Below are 20,574 nucleotides of genomic sequence, written 5' to 3'. Positions count from 1 at the left end.
CGGCGACCGCGCGCCCGGCTAGGAACAGGCGGCCGTGATCTTGCTGGTGAAGCCGTTCACCTTGCCGCTGAACTCGGAGACCGAGCTCAGGTCGCCGCCCTTCATGGACTCGAATCCGGAGGCGAGGTCGTTCAGCGCGCCGGCGACCTCTCCGTCGTACTTGCCCGCGAGCTCCTTGGTCTTGTCGGCCGCGGTCTGCGAGGCGGTGCCGATGGCGTCGGTGTCGCTGGCGTTCTTCGTGACCGCGCTGCTCCACTCGCTGGCGATCTTGCTGGCCTCGCTGGCCGCGGTGTTGCAGTCTACGGCGTTGCCCAGGGCACCACAGGCGGTGGTGAGGACGGCAAGAGTAAGCGTCGTGGCCGCGACGGCCAGACGACGACGAGGGGGAGTCATTTTCCGTGTGCCCTTCGTAGGTTTGCGAACGAAGGAACATTATGGGGCACGACTTGACCGTCACTTGCACCCCACTAACACCAATAGCGTCAAACCGGCGTAAAGCCGTGCAGCAGGACCTGCACGATCTGCTCCGGCTCGGGTAGGGGAAGATCCAGGAGCCCCCGGTAGGCGACGAAGCCGGCAAACATCTCCGTAAGCATCCAAAGGTCAGCATTCGGCGGCAGTTCGCCGCGTTCGATCGCGCGCTCGTACACGACCCACGAGCGCTCCATCCGGGCGCGCATCCCGGTACGGATGATCTCGGCGACCGCCGGGTCCCGGCCGGCCTCGCCGAAGGCCTGCCTGGCCATGCGCGACACGTCGGGGTGTTGCCAGAGGGCGAGGGTGTCGGAGATCACCACGCGCAGGTCGCCTTCGAGCGAGCCGGTGTCCGGGATGGCGACGTGCGTGTTCATGATGCCGGCGAGGGTTTCGAGCAGCATGTCGCGCTTGGTGGCGTAGCGGCGGAACACGCTGGCCCGGCCCACGCCCGCCGCCGTCGCGACGTCGTCCATGGTGAAGTCGAGGCCGCGGGCGAGCACCAGCCCGGTCGCGGCCTGCCTGATGCGGTGATCGACCGTGGGATCGGGCTTGCGTCCACGCGCAGACATATTGATACTCCTAGTATCTGATATCGACGGTCTCACAATCAGGGGTTGCTATGAGGGTAATCGTGGTCGGAGCGGGCGTCGCGGGGCTCGCCGCGGCGCGCGGCCTGCTCAACGCCGGTCACGAGGTGGAGATCTACGAGGAGGCTCCGGGGCTGCGTACGGCCGGCGGCTCGGTCACGCTCTGGCCGGCCGCCACGGCCATCCTCCGCGAGCTCAAAGCCGACTGCTCCGGGACCGGGCGGCGCCTGGAGACCATGGAGTCCTGGGCCGTCGACGGGCGCAGGCTGGTCACCGTCGATTTGACCGAGGCCGAACGCCGCTACGGCCACCCGAGCGTGCACGTGGCCCGCCGCGACCTGGTCGAGCTGCTCGCCGACGGCGTGCCGGTGACCTACGGGGTGGCCGCCGAGCACGTGGTGCCCGAGCGGGCCGAGGTGCGCCTGTCCGACGGCCGTACGGTCCGCGGCGACGTGCTCGTGGGGGCCGACGGGCGGCGCTCGGCGGTGCGCGAGGCCCTGTGGGGCGGTGACCGCGCGAAGCTGAGCGGCTGGGTGACCTGGCAGGGGTTCACCACCAGGCCCACCACGCTCACCGAGCAGCGCAGGGCCGTGATGATCGCCGGAGCGCGGGGGTTGTGCGGGCTGATCCCGGCGGGCGACGGCCGGCTGTTGTGGTGGTTCGACGTCAAGGCCACGCCCGGCGGGCCCTTCTGGGACGGTGACCCCGACGTGGCCGAGCGGCTGCGCGAGCGGTTCCGCGGAGGGGCGGACCCGGTGCCGGACATCCTGGAGACGATCACCGAGATCGACTTCTTCCCGCATCACAAGCAGCCGTTCTCCGCGGCCTGGGGCAAGGGGCCGACCACGCTGGCCGGCGACTCCGCCCACACCATGCCGCCCATCATGGCCCAGGGCGCCAACCAGGCGCTGGAGGACGCCTGGCTGCTGGCCCGGCAGCTGAATGGCGCGATCGGCGGCCCGCGGGCCGGATCCGGCCGTGACGAACCGGGCGGCGCGTTGCGCGCGTACGAGCGGGCGAGGTCGAAGGTCGTACGCCTGCCCGCCAGGCTGGCCGCCACGGAGATCACCGACAGGCACCGCCCCCTCGCGGGGTTGTTTCCCGACCGGCTCGCGACCTGGCTGTATGTCAAGTGGTTGCGGAGAGTCAGCACCTACCTCTTGACAGCCGCCTGAGCGCGACCTGACGATGTCGCATATAGAGCAACTCGGTGCGTAATGCGCAACAAGAGGTGACGGTTGACGACGACGTCAAGCTTGATCGCGACCCTTCAGGGGAGCTCCTACACGGACCCTGAGGTGTTCGCGCACGAGCAGGCAAGGATCTTCGAGACCCTCTGGTTCTGCGCCGTCAGAGCAGGGGATCTGCCCAAGCCGGGCGCGTTCAGGACGGTCCAGGTCGGCCGGGAGAACGTGATCGTGGTTCGCGGCAGGGACGACCGGCTGCGCGCCTTCCTCAACGTCTGCAGGCACCGCGGCGCCCGGCTGTGCGTGGAGGAGCAGGGCGAGGTGCGCAGGACGATCAGGTGTGCCTACCACGCCTGGTCCTACGACCTCGACGGCCGGCTCGCCGCCGCGCCCAACCTGGTGAAGATGCCCGACATCGACCGCGTGGCGTACGGGCTGGTGCCCGTGCACCTGCGGGAATGGCTGGGGTACGCGTGGGTGTGCCTGGCCGCCGAGCCGCCCTCGTTCGAGGAGACGGTGCGGAACGCGGCCACCGAACGGCTCGGCGACCCGGCCGCCATCGACCGCTACCACGTCGAAGATCTCGCGCTCGGCCGCAGGATCCGCTACGACGTCAAGGCCAACTGGAAGCTCATCGTCGAGAACTTCATGGAGTGCTACCACTGCGCCACCATCCATCCCGAGCTGACGGCCGTGCTGCCGGAGTTCGCGGGCGGGTACGCGGCTCAGTACTACGTGGGCCACGGCGCGGAGTTCGCCGCCAGGGCCGAGGGCTTCACCGTGGACGGCGGCCCCGGCTTCGACCGGCTGCCCGAGCTGTCGCAGGAACAGGACCGGCGCTACTACGCGATCACCGTCAGGCCGCAGGTGTTCGTCAACCTGGTGCCCGACCACGTGATCATGCACCGGATGTACCCGATGGCCGCCGACAGGACCGTCGTCGAGTGCGACTGGCTCTACCACCCCGACGTGATCGCCTCGGGGGCGGACCTGTCGACCTCCGTCGAGTTGTTCCACCGGGTCAACGAGCAGGACTTCGACGCCTGCGAGCGGACCCAGCCCGGCATGTCGTCAAGGGCGTACGTGGAGGGCGGGGTGCTCGTGCCCAGCGAGCACCACATCGCCCTGTTCCATCAGTGGGTGAACCAGCGCTTGCGGGGATAGCGCACGGTGAGCCCTCCGTACTTCGCCCGGCCGCTGACCACCACGTAAAGGGCGCCGGGGCGTGGCCGGCTCGGGACGCCGCCCGTCGAGGTGTTGCCCCAGGCGCTCTGGAAGGCGTCCACGTTCGCCACCGCGCCCTCGGGCAGGATGATCTTGGCGTAGCCGTACGTGAGGTCGAACTCGACGTCGACGACCGGGTGCGTGATGACGGCCTGGGAGAGGTCGAGGTCGACGCTGCCGTATTTCGAGGACACGCGCAGCCGCCGGGGGACGGCCCAGTCGCCTGAGCGCTTGAGATTGCCGCTCTTCGACTCCAGCTCGACCACGTCGCCGACACGGGGCTGCTCGGCTGGGAGATCGTCGATCAGGCTGAGCAAATCGCCGTAGGTCTTCGCGCTCAAGGCGATTTCGAGCCGGTCTTCGAGCTCCATCTGGGTGAGACGACCCTCGGTGAACGCACGCTGAAGCTGCTGGGTGGTGCGTTCCCGATCTTCGTCGGAGACCCGCATCTGCATTTCCGACATGTCTTGAGCATAGGTTCGCCGCGCTCAGAACGGGAGACGTCGGCCGGAAGGGGTGCGCAAATCGAGGGGCGGCGACGGGCGCACAGGCCTGGGGCGGTGGCTGACCTGTATTCTCTTCACATCTATTGGGTACCCAGCGGATCGCCGTGAAGTCGCGATCCTTGGGTAGCGTGAGGGCTGATGTTGGCAGAACCGTTCATGCATCCGGCTCTCCTCTACCGAGGTGAGCTGGAATACGTCGCTGCCACGACCACCTTCATCCGCGAGGGCCTGGCGGCCGGCGAGCCCGTCGCCGTCGCCGTCCCCGCCCGCAATCTGGCCCTCATCGAGGCCGCGCTGGGGCCGCAGGCCAAGGCGGTCCGCCTGCTCGACATGGGCGAGGCCGGGCGCAACCCCGGCCACATCATCCCGGCCGTGCTGCGCGACTTCGCCGACCGGCATGCCGACGACCACGTGCGCATCATCGGCGAGCCCGTCTGGCCCGGCCGCACCACGACGGAATATCCCGCGTGCGCCCAGCACGAGGCGCTGATCAACCTGTCGTTCGCGGGCCGGCGCGTCACGATCCTGTGCCCCTACGACGTCGCGGCCCTGGCCCCGGCAGTGATCGAGGAGGCGGCTCGCACGCATCCCGTGCTGCGGGACGCCTCCGGCGAACGGCGCAGCCCCGCCTACGCGCCCGAGCTGGTGATCGACGCGCACAACCGGCCGCTGGACGAGCCCCCGGAGTGCGCCTCGCTGCGGTTCGACAGCGGCAACCTGTCGGCGGCGCGGGCGCTGGCCGCGCGCGAGGCCGCCGCGCTGGGCTTCGACGGCGACCGGCTCGACGACGTGCGGCTGGCCGTGGCCGAGCTGGGCGCCAACAGCCTCGACCACGGCGGCGGCTCCGGCACGATCAAGGTGTGGGCCGCGGAGGGGCGGCTGGTGTGCGAGGTCAGCGACGCCGGCCACATCACCGACCCGCTGGCCGGGCGCAGCCCGGTCGATCCCCGCCAGGCGGGCTCGCGCGGGCTGCTCATCGTCAACCTGCTCAGCGACCTCGTACGCGTGCACTCGACGCCGGAGGGCACCACGATCCGGGCCTATTTCGTCGCCCCCCGGCACCGCTGAGCGGCGGCGTCAGAGCTCGACCTCCGGCATGCGGGGACAGCGCGTGCCGCGCACCGCGGCGGCGGGCTTCGATGGCCGTCACCGGTCTGGCCCTGACCCCGGCCGCCGCCCAGGCGAGCACGCACTCCACGACGAGCTGGGGGAAGTTCTTCTCCGGCGACGGCGGGGCGTACACGTTCAACAAGGCGTGGGACGGCAAGGTCGCAGGCGCCTGGAACGGCCGGGGTATCAAGAAGGTGTACACCTTCACCTGCTGGGCCGGCAAGTTCGACAACTGCGGCAAGAAGTACCGCATCTACTGATGCGCGGTTTAGTCCATCGCTACTTTCGAGGAAACCCCCGCTTCCGGGCGGGGAGGGCGGCACTCCTGCGGAGGGGTACGGCCGGCTCCACCCACCCTGAGGGGGCAAGCCCTACCCAGGGTCGCGTTCGGGCAGGTCACCGGGGTCGGCCAGGATCTGGTGCGACCAAGGTATTAGGGGACCCTTCAGGGCCGGTTCGGGCCCATCTCCGATAGTCGCCAAGCCCGTGTTCCACGAGCTTGGAGGCATGAAGGGATTGCTTGCCACAGGATTCGCCGCCATCGGCACCGGAAGCGGCGCCATGCTCACCCTGCACGCGGGGTCCGACCTGGACCCGCTGCACAGCGTGATCAGCGAGTACGCGTGGCAGTCCGCGGGATGGCTGTTGCCGGCCTCGCTGACGTTGTTCGCGGCAGGCTCCGCGCTGATCGCCGAGGCTCTGCGCCGGTCAGGGGCGAACCGCTGGGTCGTCGCGCTGCTGCTGGTGTGGGGAGCGAGCATGTTCCTGGTCGGCGCCTTCCCCACGGACCGGCCGGGGGTGCCGCTCTCTCTGTCGGGAGGCATCCACCGTCATGCCGCCTTCGCCGCCTTCCTGGTGATGCCCGCGGCAGGATTGTTGCTCGCCCGGGCGAACGTGCGATTCGCCAGGGCGGTCCGGGCCCTCAGCGGGGTGGCGCTGGGCGCGCTGCTGCTGGTCGTGATCCCGTACGTGGTCCGCATGTTCGGCATCCCGCTGGCCAACGAGGACATCCCGGCCGGCCTGACCCAGCGGGTCGTGGTCATCACGGAGCTGGGTGTGCTGGCGCTGGCCGGCCTGTCGATGCTCAAGCCCTCGGCCCGGCGCCCCGGCGTCTCGCCGATCATGGCGTAGCCCCAGGAGTGAAAGCCGCCTCCCGGGAAAGGGGAGGGTTCCGAACTCACCCTGAGGAGTGGCCGGCATGACGATTCTGATCGCGTACGACGGTTCCGACGATGCCAAGGCCGCGATCGTGTTCGCGGCCGAGATGTTCCGCGGCGCGGACGCGGTCGTGCTGACGGTGTGGGAGCGGCTGGCGATGACCTCGGCCAGGGCCTCCGCCGGGCTGATGATGGCCATGGACCAGTCCGGCATCGAGGACGAGGCGGTCGCCAAGGCGATGCGCGAGCTGGCAGGGCGCGGCGCGGAAATGGCGAAGGAGGGCGGGCTGAACGCCGTCCCCCGGTGCGATGTGGACTCCGTGGCCGTCTGGTCGACGATCGTGGACGTCGCCGACGAGATCGACGCCAAGCTCATCGTGACCGGCACGCGGGGGCTCGGCGGGGTGCGCTCGCTGCTGCTCGGCAGCACGTCGGACCGGGTGCTGCACCACGCGGGCCGGCCGGTGCTGGTGGTGCCCGCCCCGGTGGCCGGCGCTGAGCAGAACGACTGACCGTGCGACGGGCTCGTGCGTTCACGCGCGGCACGCGTACGATGGAGCCACCGCAACGTCGATGGCTCGGGCGTGCCGCTGAAAGCGCCCCACACATGCACACCACCGAGAGGACCACCCTCCCGCGCGCATGAGCGGGATCCGGGTGCGCACCAGGAAAGATCTCCGCTCCCAGCGGCGGCGGCGACCACCCCGCTGCCTCGGTCACCTCACCGTCGCGCCGCTCTGGCCGATGCACAACGCCAACCTCGGCACCCTCCTGCGCACATGTGACGCGGTCGGCGCGTGCCTGGCCGTGCCCCGCCTGCCGTGGGTGCCCGAGGCGCTGGCCAAGGGCAACACCCTGCGCAAGGGGGCCTGCGTGCACTGGGTGCGCCCGCTGGACTGGCTGGCTCGCAGGGAGGAGCGGGTGCTCGGCGTCGAGCTGGCCGAGGAGGCCATCCGGCTGGCCGACCTGCCGATGGCCAGGGAGCCGACCGTGGTCGTGCTGGGCCACGAGTCAACCGGCATCCCCGGCGAGGCGCTCGACCTGCTCGACGCCGTGGTCGAGATCCCCATGATCGGCACGGGGGCGAGCCTCAACGTGGCGGTGGCCGGGTCGCTCGTGCTGTACAAACTGGCCGGATTCTCCTGAGCCCGCCGTGTAGCATGAAGGCATGACGACGTGCCTGGTGATGATGAGCCCCTAGGGGCTTTCATCGGCGACGTCTTGTTGAGGCCCTGCGAGCGGGGCCTCTCGTCGTGTCCGGGGCCCCTTGGAGGCATCCGATGTACATCACGACGACCATCCCCTACGTCAACGCTCGCCCGCATCTCGGGCACGCCCTGGAGCTCGTCCAGGCCGACGTGCTGGCCCGGCACCACCGGCGGCGCGGCGAGCCCGTGCGGTTCCAGACGGGCACCGACGACAACTCCTTGAAGAACGTGCTGGCGGCCGAGGCGGAGGGCGTGCCGGTGCGGGAGCTGGTGGGCAGGAACGCCGCCGCGTTCGAGGCGCTGCGAGGGCCGCTGGACCTGTCCTTCGACGCGTTCATCCGGACGAGCAGCCATCCGGGGCATCGCGCCGGCGTCGAGCGGATCTGGGAGGCCACCCGGCACGACCTCTACCAGCGGCACTACGAGGGGCTCTACTGCGTGGGCTGCGAGCAGTTCTACCCGGAAGGGCCTTGCCCGGAGGGCCACGAGGCGCCGCTGCAGCTCGTCTCCGAGCAGAACTGGTTCTTCCGGCTCTCCCGCTATCAGGACGCCCTGCTCGACCTCATCCGCGGCGGGCGGCTCAGGATCGAGCCGGCGGCCCGGCGCAACGAGGTGCTGGCGTTCATCGCGTCGGGACTGGACGACATCAGCGTCTCGCGGTCCGCCGCCCGCGCCAGGGGATGGGGCATCCCGGTTCCCGGCGATCCCGGCCAGGTCGTCTACGTGTGGTGGGACGCGCTGGCCAACTACGTCACCGCGCTCGAAGGCGGCGACTACGACCGCTGGTGGGTGGCCGAGCCGAGCAAGGTGCATCTCATGGGCAAGGGCGTGATCCGCTTCCACGCCGTCTACTGGCCCGCGATGCTCCTGTCCGCGGGAAAGCCGCTGCCCACGGGGATCTTCGTGCACGACTACCTCACGGCGGGCGGCCGCAAGATCAGCAAGTCGTCCGGTGGCGCAGCCGATCCGGTGGCGCTGGTGGACGAGTACGGGGTCGACGCCGTGCGGTGGTGGCTGCTGCGCGAGGTGCCGCGCGTGGGCGACGCCGACTTCACCGAGGAACGGCTGGTCGCCCGCGCCGACGAGGACCTCGCCAACGGGCTGGGCAACCTGGTCAACCGGGTCGTCACCATGGTGCACCGCTTCCTGGACGGCCGGGTCCCCGCGGCCGATCCCGAGGAGGGAGCGTTCGAGGTGTCAACGTTCGAGGTGTCAGGGGCGGTGCACGAGGCGCTGGAGGCGTTCGACTTCCGGCGGGCCGCGACGGCCGTGCAGACGCTCGTCGAGGAGGCCAACAGGTACGTCGAGCGGACACGGCCGTGGGCGCGGTCGCGGGCCGGTCAGGAGGTGGCCCTGGCCACGCTGGTGCACGCATGCCGGATGCTGGCCGTACAGCTGGAGCCGTTCCTGCCCACGGCGGCGGCGCGTGTGGCCGCAGCAATGGGCGGTGCTGCGGGCAGTGCCGTGGACAGGGGGGCGGGAGGCGAGCGGCTGCCCCGGCCGGAGCCGTTGTTCCGGCGGCTGGCCGTATCGATCCGCTGAGCCCTGTGACGGCCTGCGAGCCGGTGTTGACGGTGGCCGGTCGCCATCCTAGGTTGGCGCGCACCAGATCCGCCGGTATGGAGGCGCCGCATGCCCACCGTCGATACCCTGTGTGGCCCCGTGGACGTTGACGATCTCGGGCAGACCCTCATGCACGAGCACATCTTCGTCGTGGCCGCGGAACATCTGGACAACTACGGCAGGGGTGCGTGGTGGGACGAGGAGTTCCGGGTGGCGGACGCGGTCCGGCAGCTCAACGCGGTGGCGGCGAAGGGCGTGCGGACGCTCGTCGACCCGACGGTGTGGGGGCTGGGCCGCTACATCCCGCGCATCCAGCGGGTCGCCGAGCAGGTGCCAGGCCTGAACATCATCGTCGCCACCGGCCTCTACGCCTTCGAGGAGCTGCCGCACCAGTACGAGCACCGGGGCCCGGGCCTGTTCCTCGACCAGCCCGACCCGATGATCGACGACTTCGTCCGCGACCTCACCGACGGCATCGCCGACACCGGGGTCAGGGCGGCGTTCCTGAAGTGCGTGGTCGAGGCCAAGGGCCTGACGCCCGGCGTCGAGCGCATCTGCCGGGCCGTCGCGCGGGCGCACGCCCGCACCGGCGCGCCGATCACCGTCCACACCAACGCGTTCACCCAGAGCGGGCTCCTCGCGCTCGACCTGTTCGCCGAGGAGGGAGCCGACCTGGCGAAGGTGATCGTCGGGCACGCGGGCGACAGCAACGACCTCGACTACCTCATGCGCATGGCCGACACCGGCGCGACGCTCGGAATGGACCGATTCGGGCTGGATGTGTACAACCCGACCGCGCAGCGCGTGGCCACGATCGCGGAGCTCTGTCAGCGCGGATACGCTGATCGTATGGTCCTCAGCCATGACACCGCCTGTTTCATGGACTACTTCGGCGGTGCTTGGGATGATGCCCGCGGCACGCTCGCGCCCAACTGGCGCTACGATCACATTCACGACGACGTGTTGGCCGCACTGCTCGACTCGGGTGTGACCGATGGCCAGATTGAGCAGATGCTGGTGTTCAACCCGAAGCGCTACTTCTCGTAGAGTGGTTGGATCGGGCAAGCAACGCAGGTAGGTGGAGCTGGGTGACTTCGGAGCAGGCCTTGTCGATAAGCCTCGGACTCCAGGGACCCTGCGTCATCGCGCGGTTGACGGGGGATTTCGACTTCGGCTCCGCCGCGGAGGTTCGCGACCGCGTCACCAAGGCTCTCGACCTGACCCAGCCTCCGCTGCTCGTCATCGACATGCAGGCGGTCAGCGTCTGCGACTCCTCCGGTCTGTCCGTGCTGGTCTACCTGCACAAGGCCGTCACCGCCTCAGGGGGCCGGCTGCTGTTGTCGGGGCTGAACGGTCGTTGCAAGCACCTGTTCGCGATCACCGCGCTCGACAAGTTCTTCGACATCCGCAGCACGGCCGAGCTGGCCATCGCCGAGCTCAACGAAGCCGGCGACCAGCCGCCGTTCACCGACTGACGTCCGCAAGGTTCCCCGCCGAGGGCCCGTCTGCCGTGCTGTCGCCGCTCAGCGGCGCGGCGTTCTAGGCATCCCTGTATAAGCCCGACATAAAAGAATAACTGTTGTGAAATGTCGGTGCTTCCGGATCTTTGATGTAATCGACGGAACCAGTCGCCGCCACAGGGGGAAGCGACTGCATCACTGGGGGAATCGTGGTCAGAAATCTGATTGGAACGTTCTTAGCCGCCGCCGCAGCCACCTCGCTCATGGCCGCGCCCGCCGATGCGACGTCGTCCTCGGCCGGCGCGGCCGCGGTCGCAGTCACCGCCAAGCCCCATCTGATTCGTGGCAAGATCTACTTCGGCCGGTGCGGGCACACCTGCCAGGTCAAGGTCAGGATCAGGAACGTCTCGCGCACGAACGTCGTCAACGTCAGGCTCAAGGCCCGGCTCAAGATCAACGGCAGGCACGTGGGCACGTGCCACGACCACGTCGGAACCATCAGGGCCCGTAAGACTCGCTGGGCGTCGTGCACCGTGCGGTCCAGGAGCCTCTCCCGCGCCTACGGCCGGTATCTCGCCGGCAGGAGCGACTTCAACCGCCACGTCTTCACCACGACCTACTACAGGTATTACCGCTAGGCGGTCGCCAAGGGCCGGCCGTGTCGCGGCCGGCCCACAGGCCTACGCGGTGACGAGGAGCGCCAGCCCGATCAGCACCACGACCGGGACGAGCCACATCACGGCCTCGACAGCGAACTCCTTGTACATCTCGCAAGTCTCCTTCTCTGAGGGCGGCCGGCGGCCTGACGTCACTGGCAGCATAGCCGCCCGCTGTCCATGCGGAGGCCCCGGAGGCTCTCGCCGGGGCTCAGGCGGTGACCGCGCCGTCGGAGGCGGAGCGGACGGTGGCCACATATTTGGTCAGCACGCCGCGTTCGACCTCGCGTTCGGGCCGCTGCCAGGAGGCGCGGCGGTGTTCTAGTTCGGTTTCGGGCACCAGCAGGTCGAGGGTCGCGGCGGCGCTGTCGATGAGGATCGGGTCGCCGTCGCGTACCAGCGCGATCGGCCCGCCGTGGTACGCCTCGGGGGCCACGTGCCCGATCACCCGTCCGTGCGAGACGCCGCTGAAGCGGCCGTCGGTCACCAGGGCCACCGAGGTGCCCAGGCCCCGGCCGACCAGCGGGCCGGTGATCGAGAGCATCTCGCGCATGCCGGGCCCGCCCGCCGGGCCCTCGTAGCGGACCACGATGACGTCGCCGGGCACGATGAGGTCCGCCTCGATGGCGGCGATGCACGCGTCTTCGGAGTCGAAGACCTTGGCCGGGCCTTCGTGGCGGAAGTCGTCTTTGCCGCCGAGTTTGAGCACGCATCCGTCGGGGGCGAGTGAGCCGCGCAGGATGGCCAGGGCGCCGCGTGCTCTGAACGGCCGGCGTGCGCTGGCCACGACGTTCTGGCCTGGTGTTTCCTGGGCTTGTGCGGCGACGTCGGCGAGGGTGCGGCCGTCGATCAGGGTGACGTTGTCGCGGAGCAGGCCGGCTTCGAGCAGGCGGCGGACGACGAGGGAGGTGCCGCCGGCCCGCCACAGGTCGGCGGCGGTGTGGGGGCCGCCGCTCGGTTTGAGTCCGGTGATGATCGGGACTTGGCGGCAGATGTCGCCGATGGTGTCGATGGCCAGGGGGAGTCCGGCTTCGCGGGCGATGGCGAGCAGGTGCAGGACGGCGTTGGTGGAGCCGCCCATGGCGGCGACCGAGACGATCGCGTTGTGCAGGGCGTCTTCGGTCAGGATGCGGGAGGGGCGGGCGTCGCGGGCCAGGGCGTGCATGGCGATCTGGCCGGCGTGGCGGGCGGCGGTGTTCTTGCCGGGGGCCACGGCGGGGATGTCGCCGGTGCCGAAGGGGGCCAGGCCGAGGAAGTCGGCGACGCTGCCCATGGTGTTGGCGGTGTACTGGGCGGCGCAGGTGCCGGCGCCGGGGCAGGCGTGGCGGGCCAGGTCGTCGAGTTCGGTCTGGTCGAGGCGGCCGACGGCGCGTTCGCCGAGGGCTTCCCACATGTCCTGGATGGTGACGTCGTGTCCGCGCCAGCGGCCGGGCAGCATGCTGCCGCTGTAGAGGATGAGCGCGGGCACGTCCAGCCGGGTCAGGGCCATGATGGCGGCCGGGACGGTCTTGTCGCAGCCGACGATGGCCACCAGGGCGTCGAAGGAGTGGGCGCGGCCCATGAGCTCGATCGAGTCGGCGATCACTTCGCGGCTGATCAGTGAGGTGCGCATGCCGGGGGTGTGCATGGTGAGGTTGTCGGAGACGGCGATGGTGTTGAACTCCATCGGCAGGCCGCCCGCCGCGCGTACGCCGTCGGCCACGTGCGTGGCCAGTTCGCGGTGGGTCAGGTTGCACGGCATGGTGCCGGTCCAGGTGGAGGCGATGCCCACCACGGGGCGGCGCATGTCCTCGTCCGACAGGCCCATGGCGTACAGGTGGGAGCGGGCGGGCGCGCGGTCGGGATCGTCGGCGATGCTCAAGGGGTCAACCTCCGGTGTACGGGTCGTCGCACCTCAATGATCCTGTGCCCGCTCCCGGCGGCCCCCTCCGGCCCCCTCACTGCTCGCGCAGGCCCCACGGTGAGCCGTACGCCACCAGCAGGTCCAGGAACGGACGCGGCTCGAACGCCTCGGGCCCCAGCACGCCCGTGCCCTTCCAGACCCCGCCGGCCAGCAGTTCGAGGGCGACGACGGGATTGACGGCGGTCTGCCAGACCACGGCCTGGGAGCCGTACTCGCGCATCGACCACGCGTTGTCCACCACGTGATACAGGTACACCTCGCGCGGCCGCCCCTCGTTGACGCCCTTCACCCAGGTGCCGGCGCAGGTCTTGCCGCGCATGCGGTCGCCGAGCCCGGCCGGGTCGGGCAGCACGGCGGCGACCACGTCGCGCGGAGCCACCAGGGCGGTGCCCTGGCCGGACCTGACCTCGACCGGGTCGGTGCCGGCCAGGCCGAGCGTGTGCAGGGTCTTGAGCTTGTCGATGAAGTCCTGGCCGAGGCCGTACTTGAAGGTGACCCGGCCGACGTCCACCCAGCGGGGGATCAGCACGACCTCCTCGTGCTCGACGTTCACGCACTCGACCGAGCCGATGCCCTCGGGGAAGTCGAAGACCTCCGGCTCGCTGAACGGCTCCGTGGTGTGCCAGCCGCGGCTCTTCTCGTAGACGACGGGCGGGTTGAGGCATTCCTCGATGGTGGTCCAGATGGAGAACGACGGCGCGAACGCGTAGCCCTCGACGGTCAGGTCGCCGCCGTCCCTGACGCCGATCTCCTCGATCTCGTCGAAGAGCTCGTCGGCGGCGTACCTGGCGAAGACGTCGGCGAGGCCCGGCTCCACGCCCATGCCGACCAGGGCGAGCCGCCCGGACGCGGACCACGCGTCCGCGCGGGCGAACTGCTCGTCGCCCAGCTTCACCCCCACCTCCTCGTACGGGCGGTCGGGGTGCGGCCGCGACATCGACATCGCCATGTCGAGATAGTCCGCTCCGGCCCCGAGCGCCGCCTCGAACAGCGGCAACACGAAACGGGGGTCGGTGGCGTTCAGCAGGACGTCGCAGCGGTGCTCCGCGAGCAGCGCGGTCACGGCGGCGGTGTCGCCGGCGTCGGCCCGGGCCGGGGTGAACCTGCCCGCCCGCTCGCCCAGCGCGGCGACGGCCGCCTCGGCGCGGGGGAGGTCGTGGTCGGCGACGACCATGTGCTCGAAGAACGGGCGGCGCGCCGCGATCCTGGTGATGGCGGTGCCCACGCCGCCGGATCCCACGAGAAGGATGCGCATGACGATAGATCCCCTTTTGGCGGATTTGACGGGTTGTCGTATATCCAAAGCCGGTAGGCTCATCAACGTCAATGCCGTTGACATAAGGGGCGTGCCATGGCCGAACGGATGGTCGACGAGGCGTCGCGCAGGCGGCGGCGCCCCACCAAGCAGGGGCAGGTCCTGACCCACCGGCTCATCGTCGAGACCGCGCTGCGGATGTTGCGCGAGCACGGCGCAGCGGGGCTCACCGCCCGCCGGCTCGGCCTCGCGCTCGGAGCGGACGCCAGTGCCGTCTACCGCTACTTCCGCGGCATGGACGACCTGGTCCTCGCGATCGCGGACGAGCTGTACGGCCACGCCATGGCCGGCTGGGCGGCCACCGGCGACTGGCGGGCCGACCTGCGCGACCTCGGCCTGCGCATCCACCACGCCTACCTCGCCCACCCGCAGGCCGCCGTGCTGACCGCCAGCCGCGTCACCGGCCGGCCGAACGAGGTGGCGGGCGACGAGACGATCCTCGGCGTCCTGCGCGGCGCCGGCTTCCCCGACGACGACGCGGTCCGGATCTACCACGCGTTCATCGACCAGAGCCTGGCCTTCGCCATCCTCGACGCCGCCACCCTGGCCCTCCCCAGGGCGGCGCGGGAGGCCGACACGGAGGTGTGGCGCGACACGTACGCGCGGCTGCCCGCCACCACCCACCCCAACATCGCCGCCACCGCGCCGCTCCTGGTCGCCCGCATGAACGACAGCGCCTACCCGACAGCGCTGGACCTGCTGCTGTCCAGCGCTTCGGCCCAGCTCAACGGGTAGATCGGAGATATGCCCGAAGGCCACCTCGTCCATCGCCACGCCGACGAGCAGCATGCGGCGCTGTCCGGCCGCGTGGTGCGCGCCACGAGCCCCCAGGGCCGCTTCGACGCCCGCCCCTACGACGGGCGGCCCGTCACGGAGGTGGAGGCCGTGGGCAAGCACCTCCTCTACCACGTCGACGGCGCCCCCGCCATCCACGTGCACCTGGGGATGCGCGGCCTCTTCCTGCGCCACGCCGATCCGTCGGCCGTCCCGAAACCCGGCACCCGGCTCCGGCTGGCCACGGACGAGGTGGCGTACGACCTCATCGCCCCCCTCCAGTGCGAGCCGCTCGGCCCGCAGGCCCTCGCCGCCCTGCGTGCCTCGCTCGGCCCCGACCCGCTGCGCGGGGACGCCACGCGCTCAGAAGCGGTCGAACGGCTCACCGCCTTCCGCGGCCCCGTCGGCGCCGCCGTGCTCGACCAGGGCGTGTGGGCGGGCATCGGCAACGCGTGGCGGGCGGAACTGCTGTTCCTGACGGGTCTGCACCCGGGGGCGGGGGGCATCGGCCTCGACGCCGCCGCCCGCCTGTGGGAGGCGGCGACCGCGTACATGCCGCTCGGCAGGGACGCCGGGCAGATCGTCAGCGACCCGGACGCCCCGGACGAGCGCTGGGTGTACAAGCGTGAACGTTGCCGCCGGTGCGGAGCCGCCGTACGGACCTGGCAGCTCGCCTCCAGGACCGCGTATGCCTGTCCAGTGGACCAGCCCGGGTAGCCTGGCAGCAGGAGTGACATGAGCATCACCACACGTGGCCACCTGCTGGACATCCGGCGCATCTGCCTTCGAGCCCGCGGCCGCCGAGCTGCCCCGCGGCCAGGAGACCCCCGCCCGCTATCCCCACGCCGACCTCGTCGAGATCGCCGGCCACCACCGCATCCCCGAGCTCTACGGCGACGAGCGCAACGTCGCCCGATGGGTGCGCATCAAGACCGAGGCGCGGGTGCTCGGGTGAAGAAGTCGCTGACGGCCCGCCCCAATGGCCGCTCCGCCGACTTCATCGCCCCCTCCACGGCCAACGGCTGCGCGATGGCCTGCGCCTACTGCTACGTGCCGCGCCGCAAGGGCTACAGCAACCCGATCACCGTCTTCGCCAACATTGACAAGATTCGCCGCCAAGTACGTCAACCGCGACCTGCTCGACTGGGAACCTCGGTCGGGCACCAGGATCCGCTTCAGCCTCATGCCCGCCGCCGACGCCAAGCTCGACATCCGCACCTCGCCCGTCACCGAGAGGATCGCGGCGATCAACGACTTCGTCGCCGCCGGATACGAAGAGCACGTCAACCTCAGCCCCGTCGTAATCCGCGACGGCTGGCTGGAGAGCTGGGCCGAACTTCTGGAGCAGCTCGACGACGCTCTCAACGCCGAAGCCCGCCAGCAACTCGCGGCCGAGATGGTGTTCCTCACCCACAACGAACGCCTCCACGAGGTCAACCTGGGCTGGCATCCCCAGGCGGAGGAGATGCTGTGGCGGCCGGACGTGCAGCACGCCAAACGGTCGCAGGCGGGCGGCTACAACGTCCGCTACCGCACCCGGCCTCAAGGGCCGCTACGTGGCCGCCCTGACCGACCTGATCAACGCCAAGCTGCCTTACTGCAACATCCGGTACGCCTTCCGAGTTCCGGTGCACAACGGGGTGGACATCCCGTACATCGCCTGGCGCCGAAGACCGATGGAGTTCACGTCAATGCTGTGCGGACTTTCACGAAGAAGACGCAAATCCGTCGCCATTCGAACCAGGAACTGCTGGTGAGCAAAGCTGCGCATCCCGGAGAACCAGGTCGGCTCAGAGGCGGTTCTGGGCGATGCGTTTGCCCAGTCCGGCCAGAGAATCGTCGGCCATGAGCGCGGGCAGGCGCGGCGCGTCCTCGTCGATCTGGCGCAGCACCGCGGGATGATCGCCGCTGAAACGACTCCACGCCCTGACCACCTCCGTCATCGCCGCGATCGCGGCCTGCGAAAGGATCGCCTCCCGGGGCAACCACGACGTCAGGAACGCCGAGACCCGCTGCGGGCTCCACCACAGCGGCCGATCCCCGACGAACTCGGCCAGCTTCTCGAATGCCTCCCGGGCTCCTGGCACCTCCGGCAGCTCTCGGAACCGGGCCAAGGTGTCGTCGGACGCGCCACGCACCAGCCCCGGGACGCTCTGGGCGCGGGTGATCGCCAGCGGTCGCACGCCCGCCAGCGTGTCCGCGACCTCCACCCCCATGATCCGATCACCCAGCTCGAACGCGTCCAGGATGCGCCCGGCCACCGTCCCGGGCTCGGCCGCCGCCAGCCCCAGATCGTCAAGGAACTTCACCTCCTCGACCAGCGCGTCGACCGCCAGCCCGCCATGGGGCTGGTCGATGCCGACGACCAGGATGTGAGGCTCCCTGCCGTTCTCGTAGCGGAAGGAGAGCACGGCCAGCACCTGCTCGCCGTACGGGTCGGCCTTGCCGTACCAGGCGCCCTCGCACGTCACCCGCCCCATCCGGCGCACCCATCCGGCAAGCGTCCCGGCCAGCCCGCGGGCGGCCTCGGCGTACACCTCCGCTCCCGCCACCGTCGCCGCCTCGACGTCACCCACCATCGCGGCGGCCACGTCCGGCGAACCCGGAGCGTCGCGGAGAGGCGACGAACGGCCCGCGTCGACCGCCGCGAGAGCGACCAGCGTGAGCCGCGCCTCCGGACCGCCGTCCGCCGCCAGCTCGCCCAGGAACGGTCGCACCTGCGCCGGCTCCAACGCGGCCGTGATCCTGGCCGCCCAGAGCTCGGTCCGCAACGGCGAACGCCACCTGAGCAGGTCACGCGCCTGGACGACAGCCGTGGAAAACGCCTCTGTGCTCACCCTCCGACCGTACCGTCCCGGCCTGGCCCCGCCGCCGACCCCCTTGCCCGTCCGGCGGACCTTGCCGAGCGGGCACGATCGCCGGGGCAACGGCGGGGTGATGCCGCGACGAGGTCAGTTGTCGCCGGTGAGGCCGGCTTTTCGCAGCGCTTCGGCCATGGCGCCCGTGGGTGCGGGGCGGCGCTGGCCGCCCCGCCCGCGCTGGCCGTCGCCGTTGCCGCGTTGTCCGTTGCCTCTGCCACCGTCGCCGCGACGGTCGTCGCGCCCGCCCTGGCCGCCGTCGTCACGAGCCCCCTGCCCGCCCTGGCCGCCGTCGCCACGAGCGCCCTGGCCGCGTCCGCGCTGGCCGTCGCCACGGCCGCCGCTGCCTCGGCCGCTGTCGCGACCGTCGTCGGCGCCGCGGGTGCCCTGGCGACCGGCGCCGCGGCGGGGGCCGTCAGCCGGGGACTGGGTGCCGATCTCGTCTTCCAGGCGCAACGTCAGGGAGATGCGCTTGCGGGGGATGTCGACGTCGAGGACCTTGACGCGCACGATGTCTCCGGGCTTGACCACGTCGCGGGGGTCTTTGACGTAGTTGCGGGACATGGCTGACACGTGGACGAGGCCGTCCTGGTGCACGCCGACGTCCACGAAGGCGCCGAACGCGGCCACGTTGGTGACGACGCCCTCCAGGATCATGCCCGGCGTCAGGTCGGAGAGTTTCTCGACGCCTTCCTTGAAGGTGGCCGTCTTGAACGCGGGTCTCGGGTCACGGCCCGGCTTTTCCAGCTCGCGCAGGATGTCGGTGACCGTGGGCAGGCCGAACGTGTCGTCGGTGAAGTCGTCGGGCCTGAGCGAGCGCAGTGCCGCGGTGTTGCCGATCAGAGTCTTGAGGTCGCTCTTGACGGCGCCGAGGATGCGCCGCACCACGGGATAGGCCTCCGGGTGCACGCTGGACACGTCGAGCGGGTCGTTGCCGCCGCGGATGCGCAGGAAGCCGGCGCACTGCTCGAACGCCTTGGGCCCGAGCCTGGGCACGCTCTTCAGCGCCGACCGCGCGCGGAAGGGACCGTTGGCGTCGCGGTGGCGGACGATGCTCTCGGCCAGCGTCGAGCCGATGCCGGACACGCGTGTGAGCAGCGGCGCCGACGCGGTGTTGACGTCGACCCCCACGGCGTTGACGCAGTCTTCGACCACCGCGTCGAGTGAGCGGGAGAGCTTGGATTCGGCGAGGTCGTGCTGGTATTGGCCCACGCCGATCGACTTGGGGTCGATCTTGACCAGCTCGGCCAGCGGATCTTGCAGCCTGCGGGCGATGGAGACCGCCCCGCGCAGCGACACGTCGAGCTCGGGCAGCTCCTGCGAGGCGTAGGGAGAGGCGGAGTAGACAGAGGCCCCGGCCTCGGAGACCACGATCTTCGTCACCGACGGCATGTGCTGGACCAGCTCGCCGGCCAGCTTGTCGGTCTCGCGCGACGCTGTGCCGTTGCCGATGGCGATCAGCTCGACGCCGTGCCGCTGCGCCAGCGCGCCCAGCACGGCGAGCGACTCGGCCCACTGCCGCTTGGGCTCGTGGGGGTAGATCGTCGCCGTTTCGACGACCTTGCCCGTGGCGTCGACCACGGCGACCTTCACGCCCGTACGCAGACCGGGGTCGAGCCCCATCGTCGGCCGCGCGCCGGCCGGAGCGGCGAGCAGCAGATCGCGCAGGTTGGCAGCGAACACCCGCACCGCTTCGTCCTCGGCGGCCTGCCACAGCCGCATGCGCAGGTCGATGCCCAGATGCACCAGGATGCGTGTGCGCCAGGCCCAGCGCACGGTTTCGGCCAGCCACTTGTCGGCCGGTCGGCCCTGGTCGGAGACGCCGAACCGGGAGGCGACGCGCATCTCGTAGTCGGGGCTGTCGTCGGGCTCGAGCGTGACGGAGAGGATCTCTTCCTTCTCACCCCTGAACATGGCCAGGATGCGGTGGGAGGGCAACTTCGTGAACGGCTCGCCGAAGTCGAAGTAGTCGGAGAACTTGGCCCCCGCCTCCTCCTTGCCCTCGCGCACCTTGGACACCAGCCGGCCGCGGTTCCACAGCTGCTCGCGCAGGGCGCCGATGAGGTCGGCGTCTTCGGCGAAGCGCTCGATCAGGATCGCCCTCGCGCCTTCGAGGGCCGCGGCCGCGTCGGCCACCCCCTCGGTGACGAAGCCCTCCGCGGTGGCCGCCGGGTCATGCGCGGGATCGGCGAGCAGCTGGTCGGCCAGCGGCTCAAGCCCCAGCTCCCGGGCGATCTGCGCCTTGGTGCGCCGCTTGGGTTTGTAAGGCAGGTAGATGTCTTCGAGCCTGGCCTTGGTCTCCGCCGCCATGATCTGCTCGCGCAGCTCGTCGTCGAGCTTGCCCTGCGACTCGATCGACTCCAGGATGGCCGCCCTGCGCTCCTCCAGCTCGCGCAGGTAGCGCAGTCGCTCCTCGAGCGTGCGCAACTGCGCGTCGTCGAGGGCGCCGGTGGCCTCTTTGCGGTATCGCGCGATGAACGGCACGGTCGCGCCGCCGTCGAGCAGATCGACGGCCGCCTGCACCTGCCCGTCGCGTACGCCGAGCTCTGCCGCGATCCGCTGGTGAATAGAGAGCACTTGCCTGCCTTT

General features: G+C 70.5%; 23 protein-coding genes. 15 read left to right on the top strand and 8 right to left on the bottom strand.

Annotated elements, in window-relative coordinates; all coding sequences use genetic code 11:
* Positions 1-18: 18 nt before the first annotated feature.
* Both E1294_RS06280 and E1294_RS06275 read right to left on the bottom strand, forming a co-directional pair.
* Positions 19-393 (bottom strand): hypothetical protein, encoded by a 375-nt coding sequence (locus E1294_RS06280; protein WP_132505577.1) that lies wholly within the window; start codon positions 391-393, stop codon positions 19-21.
* An 89-nt stretch (positions 394-482) separates the two neighbouring features.
* The gene (locus E1294_RS06275) at positions 483-1,046 is read right to left on the bottom strand and encodes a TetR/AcrR family transcriptional regulator (RefSeq protein ID WP_132505574.1); all 564 of its coding nucleotides are present in this window, start codon (positions 1,044-1,046) and stop codon (positions 483-485) included.
* A 50-nt stretch (positions 1,047-1,096) separates the two neighbouring features.
* Between E1294_RS06275 and E1294_RS06270 the strand changes: the two genes are divergently transcribed.
* Both E1294_RS06270 and E1294_RS06265 read left to right on the top strand, forming a co-directional pair.
* The gene (locus E1294_RS06270; RefSeq protein WP_132505571.1) at positions 1,097-2,239 is read left to right on the top strand and encodes an FAD-dependent oxidoreductase; all 1,143 of its coding nucleotides are present in this window, start codon (positions 1,097-1,099) and stop codon (positions 2,237-2,239) included.
* Between the two features lie 81 nt (positions 2,240-2,320).
* The gene (locus tag E1294_RS06265; RefSeq protein ID WP_342775015.1) at positions 2,321-3,415 is read left to right on the top strand and encodes an aromatic ring-hydroxylating oxygenase subunit alpha; all 1,095 of its coding nucleotides are present in this window, start codon (positions 2,321-2,323) and stop codon (positions 3,413-3,415) included.
* On the opposite strand, the gene E1294_RS06260 is transcribed toward E1294_RS06265, so the two are convergent.
* Positions 3,385-3,939, bottom strand: a complete 555-nt coding sequence (locus E1294_RS06260; RefSeq protein WP_246082843.1) for a DUF1707 SHOCT-like domain-containing protein — start codon at positions 3,937-3,939, stop codon at positions 3,385-3,387. The two genes, E1294_RS06265 and E1294_RS06260, sit on opposite strands and share 31 nt — an antisense overlap.
* A 180-nt stretch (positions 3,940-4,119) precedes the next feature.
* On the opposite strand from E1294_RS06260, the gene E1294_RS06255 reads away from it, so the two are divergent.
* From E1294_RS06255 to E1294_RS06215, 9 genes are all read left to right on the top strand, one after another.
* Positions 4,120-5,049 carry an anti-sigma factor RsbA family regulatory protein gene (locus E1294_RS06255; RefSeq protein ID WP_132505565.1) on the top strand — a complete coding sequence of 310 codons (930 nt, stop codon included), beginning with the start codon at positions 4,120-4,122 and terminating at the stop codon, positions 5,047-5,049.
* A gap of 71 nt (positions 5,050-5,120) precedes the next feature.
* On the top strand, positions 5,121-5,351 hold the full coding sequence (locus E1294_RS06250) for a hypothetical protein (RefSeq protein ID WP_132505562.1): 231 nt from the start codon (positions 5,121-5,123) through the stop codon (positions 5,349-5,351).
* A gap of 247 nt (positions 5,352-5,598) precedes the next feature.
* Positions 5,599-6,222 carry a DUF998 domain-containing protein gene (locus tag E1294_RS06245; RefSeq protein WP_132505559.1) on the top strand — a complete coding sequence of 208 codons (624 nt, stop codon included), beginning with the start codon at positions 5,599-5,601 and terminating at the stop codon, positions 6,220-6,222.
* Positions 6,223-6,289: 67 nt separating this feature from the next.
* The gene (locus E1294_RS06240; RefSeq protein ID WP_132505556.1) at positions 6,290-6,760 is read left to right on the top strand and encodes a universal stress protein; all 471 of its coding nucleotides are present in this window, start codon (positions 6,290-6,292) and stop codon (positions 6,758-6,760) included.
* Between the two features lie 130 nt (positions 6,761-6,890).
* Positions 6,891-7,394, top strand: coding sequence for a TrmH family RNA methyltransferase (locus E1294_RS06235; protein WP_132505553.1), 504 nt, complete (start codon positions 6,891-6,893; stop codon positions 7,392-7,394).
* A 134-nt stretch (positions 7,395-7,528) separates the two neighbouring features.
* Entirely contained in the window at positions 7,529-8,998 is a 1,470-nt protein-coding gene (metG, locus tag E1294_RS06230; RefSeq protein WP_132505549.1) for a methionine--tRNA ligase, read from the top strand.
* Positions 8,999-9,088: 90 nt separating this feature from the next.
* On the top strand, positions 9,089-10,066 hold the full coding sequence (locus tag E1294_RS06225; protein ID WP_132505545.1) for a phosphotriesterase family protein: 978 nt from the start codon (positions 9,089-9,091) through the stop codon (positions 10,064-10,066).
* A 41-nt stretch (positions 10,067-10,107) separates the two neighbouring features.
* The gene (locus E1294_RS06220) at positions 10,108-10,494 is read left to right on the top strand and encodes an STAS domain-containing protein (protein ID WP_281284376.1); all 387 of its coding nucleotides are present in this window, start codon (positions 10,108-10,110) and stop codon (positions 10,492-10,494) included.
* A 194-nt stretch (positions 10,495-10,688) separates the two neighbouring features.
* Positions 10,689-11,117, top strand: a complete 429-nt coding sequence (locus E1294_RS06215; protein WP_132505539.1) for a hypothetical protein — start codon at positions 10,689-10,691, stop codon at positions 11,115-11,117.
* A 42-nt stretch (positions 11,118-11,159) separates the two neighbouring features.
* Here E1294_RS06215 and E1294_RS52475 read toward each other — a convergent pair whose 3' ends face one another.
* From E1294_RS52475 to E1294_RS06205, 3 genes are all read right to left on the bottom strand, one after another.
* The gene (locus tag E1294_RS52475; protein ID WP_165977119.1) at positions 11,160-11,300 is read right to left on the bottom strand and encodes a hypothetical protein; all 141 of its coding nucleotides are present in this window, start codon (positions 11,298-11,300) and stop codon (positions 11,160-11,162) included.
* 46 nt (positions 11,301-11,346) lie between these two features.
* Positions 11,347-12,996, bottom strand: coding sequence for a dihydroxy-acid dehydratase (ilvD, locus tag E1294_RS06210; RefSeq protein ID WP_132505536.1), 1,650 nt, complete (start codon positions 12,994-12,996; stop codon positions 11,347-11,349).
* A 76-nt stretch (positions 12,997-13,072) separates the two neighbouring features.
* Positions 13,073-14,293, bottom strand: coding sequence for a saccharopine dehydrogenase family protein (locus E1294_RS06205; RefSeq protein WP_132505533.1), 1,221 nt, complete (start codon positions 14,291-14,293; stop codon positions 13,073-13,075).
* Between the two features lie 96 nt (positions 14,294-14,389).
* Between E1294_RS06205 and E1294_RS06200 the strand changes: the two genes are divergently transcribed.
* From E1294_RS06200 to E1294_RS54360, 4 genes are read left to right on the top strand one after another with little or no spacing between them, the layout of a single operon-like run.
* Positions 14,390-15,088, top strand: coding sequence for a TetR/AcrR family transcriptional regulator (locus E1294_RS06200; protein ID WP_132505530.1), 699 nt, complete (start codon positions 14,390-14,392; stop codon positions 15,086-15,088).
* A gap of 9 nt (positions 15,089-15,097) precedes the next feature.
* Complete coding sequence (locus tag E1294_RS06195) at positions 15,098-15,844, top strand: DNA-formamidopyrimidine glycosylase family protein (RefSeq protein ID WP_132505527.1); 747 nt, start codon at positions 15,098-15,100, stop codon at positions 15,842-15,844.
* 34 nt (positions 15,845-15,878) lie between these two features.
* Positions 15,879-16,082 carry a hypothetical protein gene (locus E1294_RS54365; protein ID WP_220447595.1) on the top strand — a complete coding sequence of 68 codons (204 nt, stop codon included), beginning with the start codon at positions 15,879-15,881 and terminating at the stop codon, positions 16,080-16,082.
* Positions 16,083-16,106: 24 nt separating this feature from the next.
* On the top strand, positions 16,107-16,976 hold the full coding sequence (locus tag E1294_RS54360) for a spore photoproduct lyase family protein (RefSeq protein ID WP_342775014.1): 870 nt from the start codon (positions 16,107-16,109) through the stop codon (positions 16,974-16,976).
* Here E1294_RS54360 and E1294_RS06185 read toward each other — a convergent pair.
* On the bottom strand, positions 16,918-17,964 hold the full coding sequence (locus E1294_RS06185; RefSeq protein WP_132505522.1) for a hypothetical protein: 1,047 nt from the start codon (positions 17,962-17,964) through the stop codon (positions 16,918-16,920). The genes E1294_RS54360 and E1294_RS06185 overlap by 59 nt on opposite strands.
* A gap of 114 nt (positions 17,965-18,078) precedes the next feature.
* Positions 18,079-20,562, bottom strand: a complete 2,484-nt coding sequence (locus E1294_RS06180; protein WP_132505519.1) for a Tex family protein — start codon at positions 20,560-20,562, stop codon at positions 18,079-18,081.
* Between the last annotated feature and the right edge of the window lie 12 nt (positions 20,563-20,574).

Source organism: Nonomuraea diastatica, from assembly GCF_004349015.1.
Classification (GTDB): Bacteria; Actinomycetota; Actinomycetes; order Streptosporangiales; family Streptosporangiaceae; genus Nonomuraea; species Nonomuraea diastatica.
Note: the sequence above shows the minus strand (reverse complement) of the source record. Positions and strands in the feature narration are given on the sequence as shown.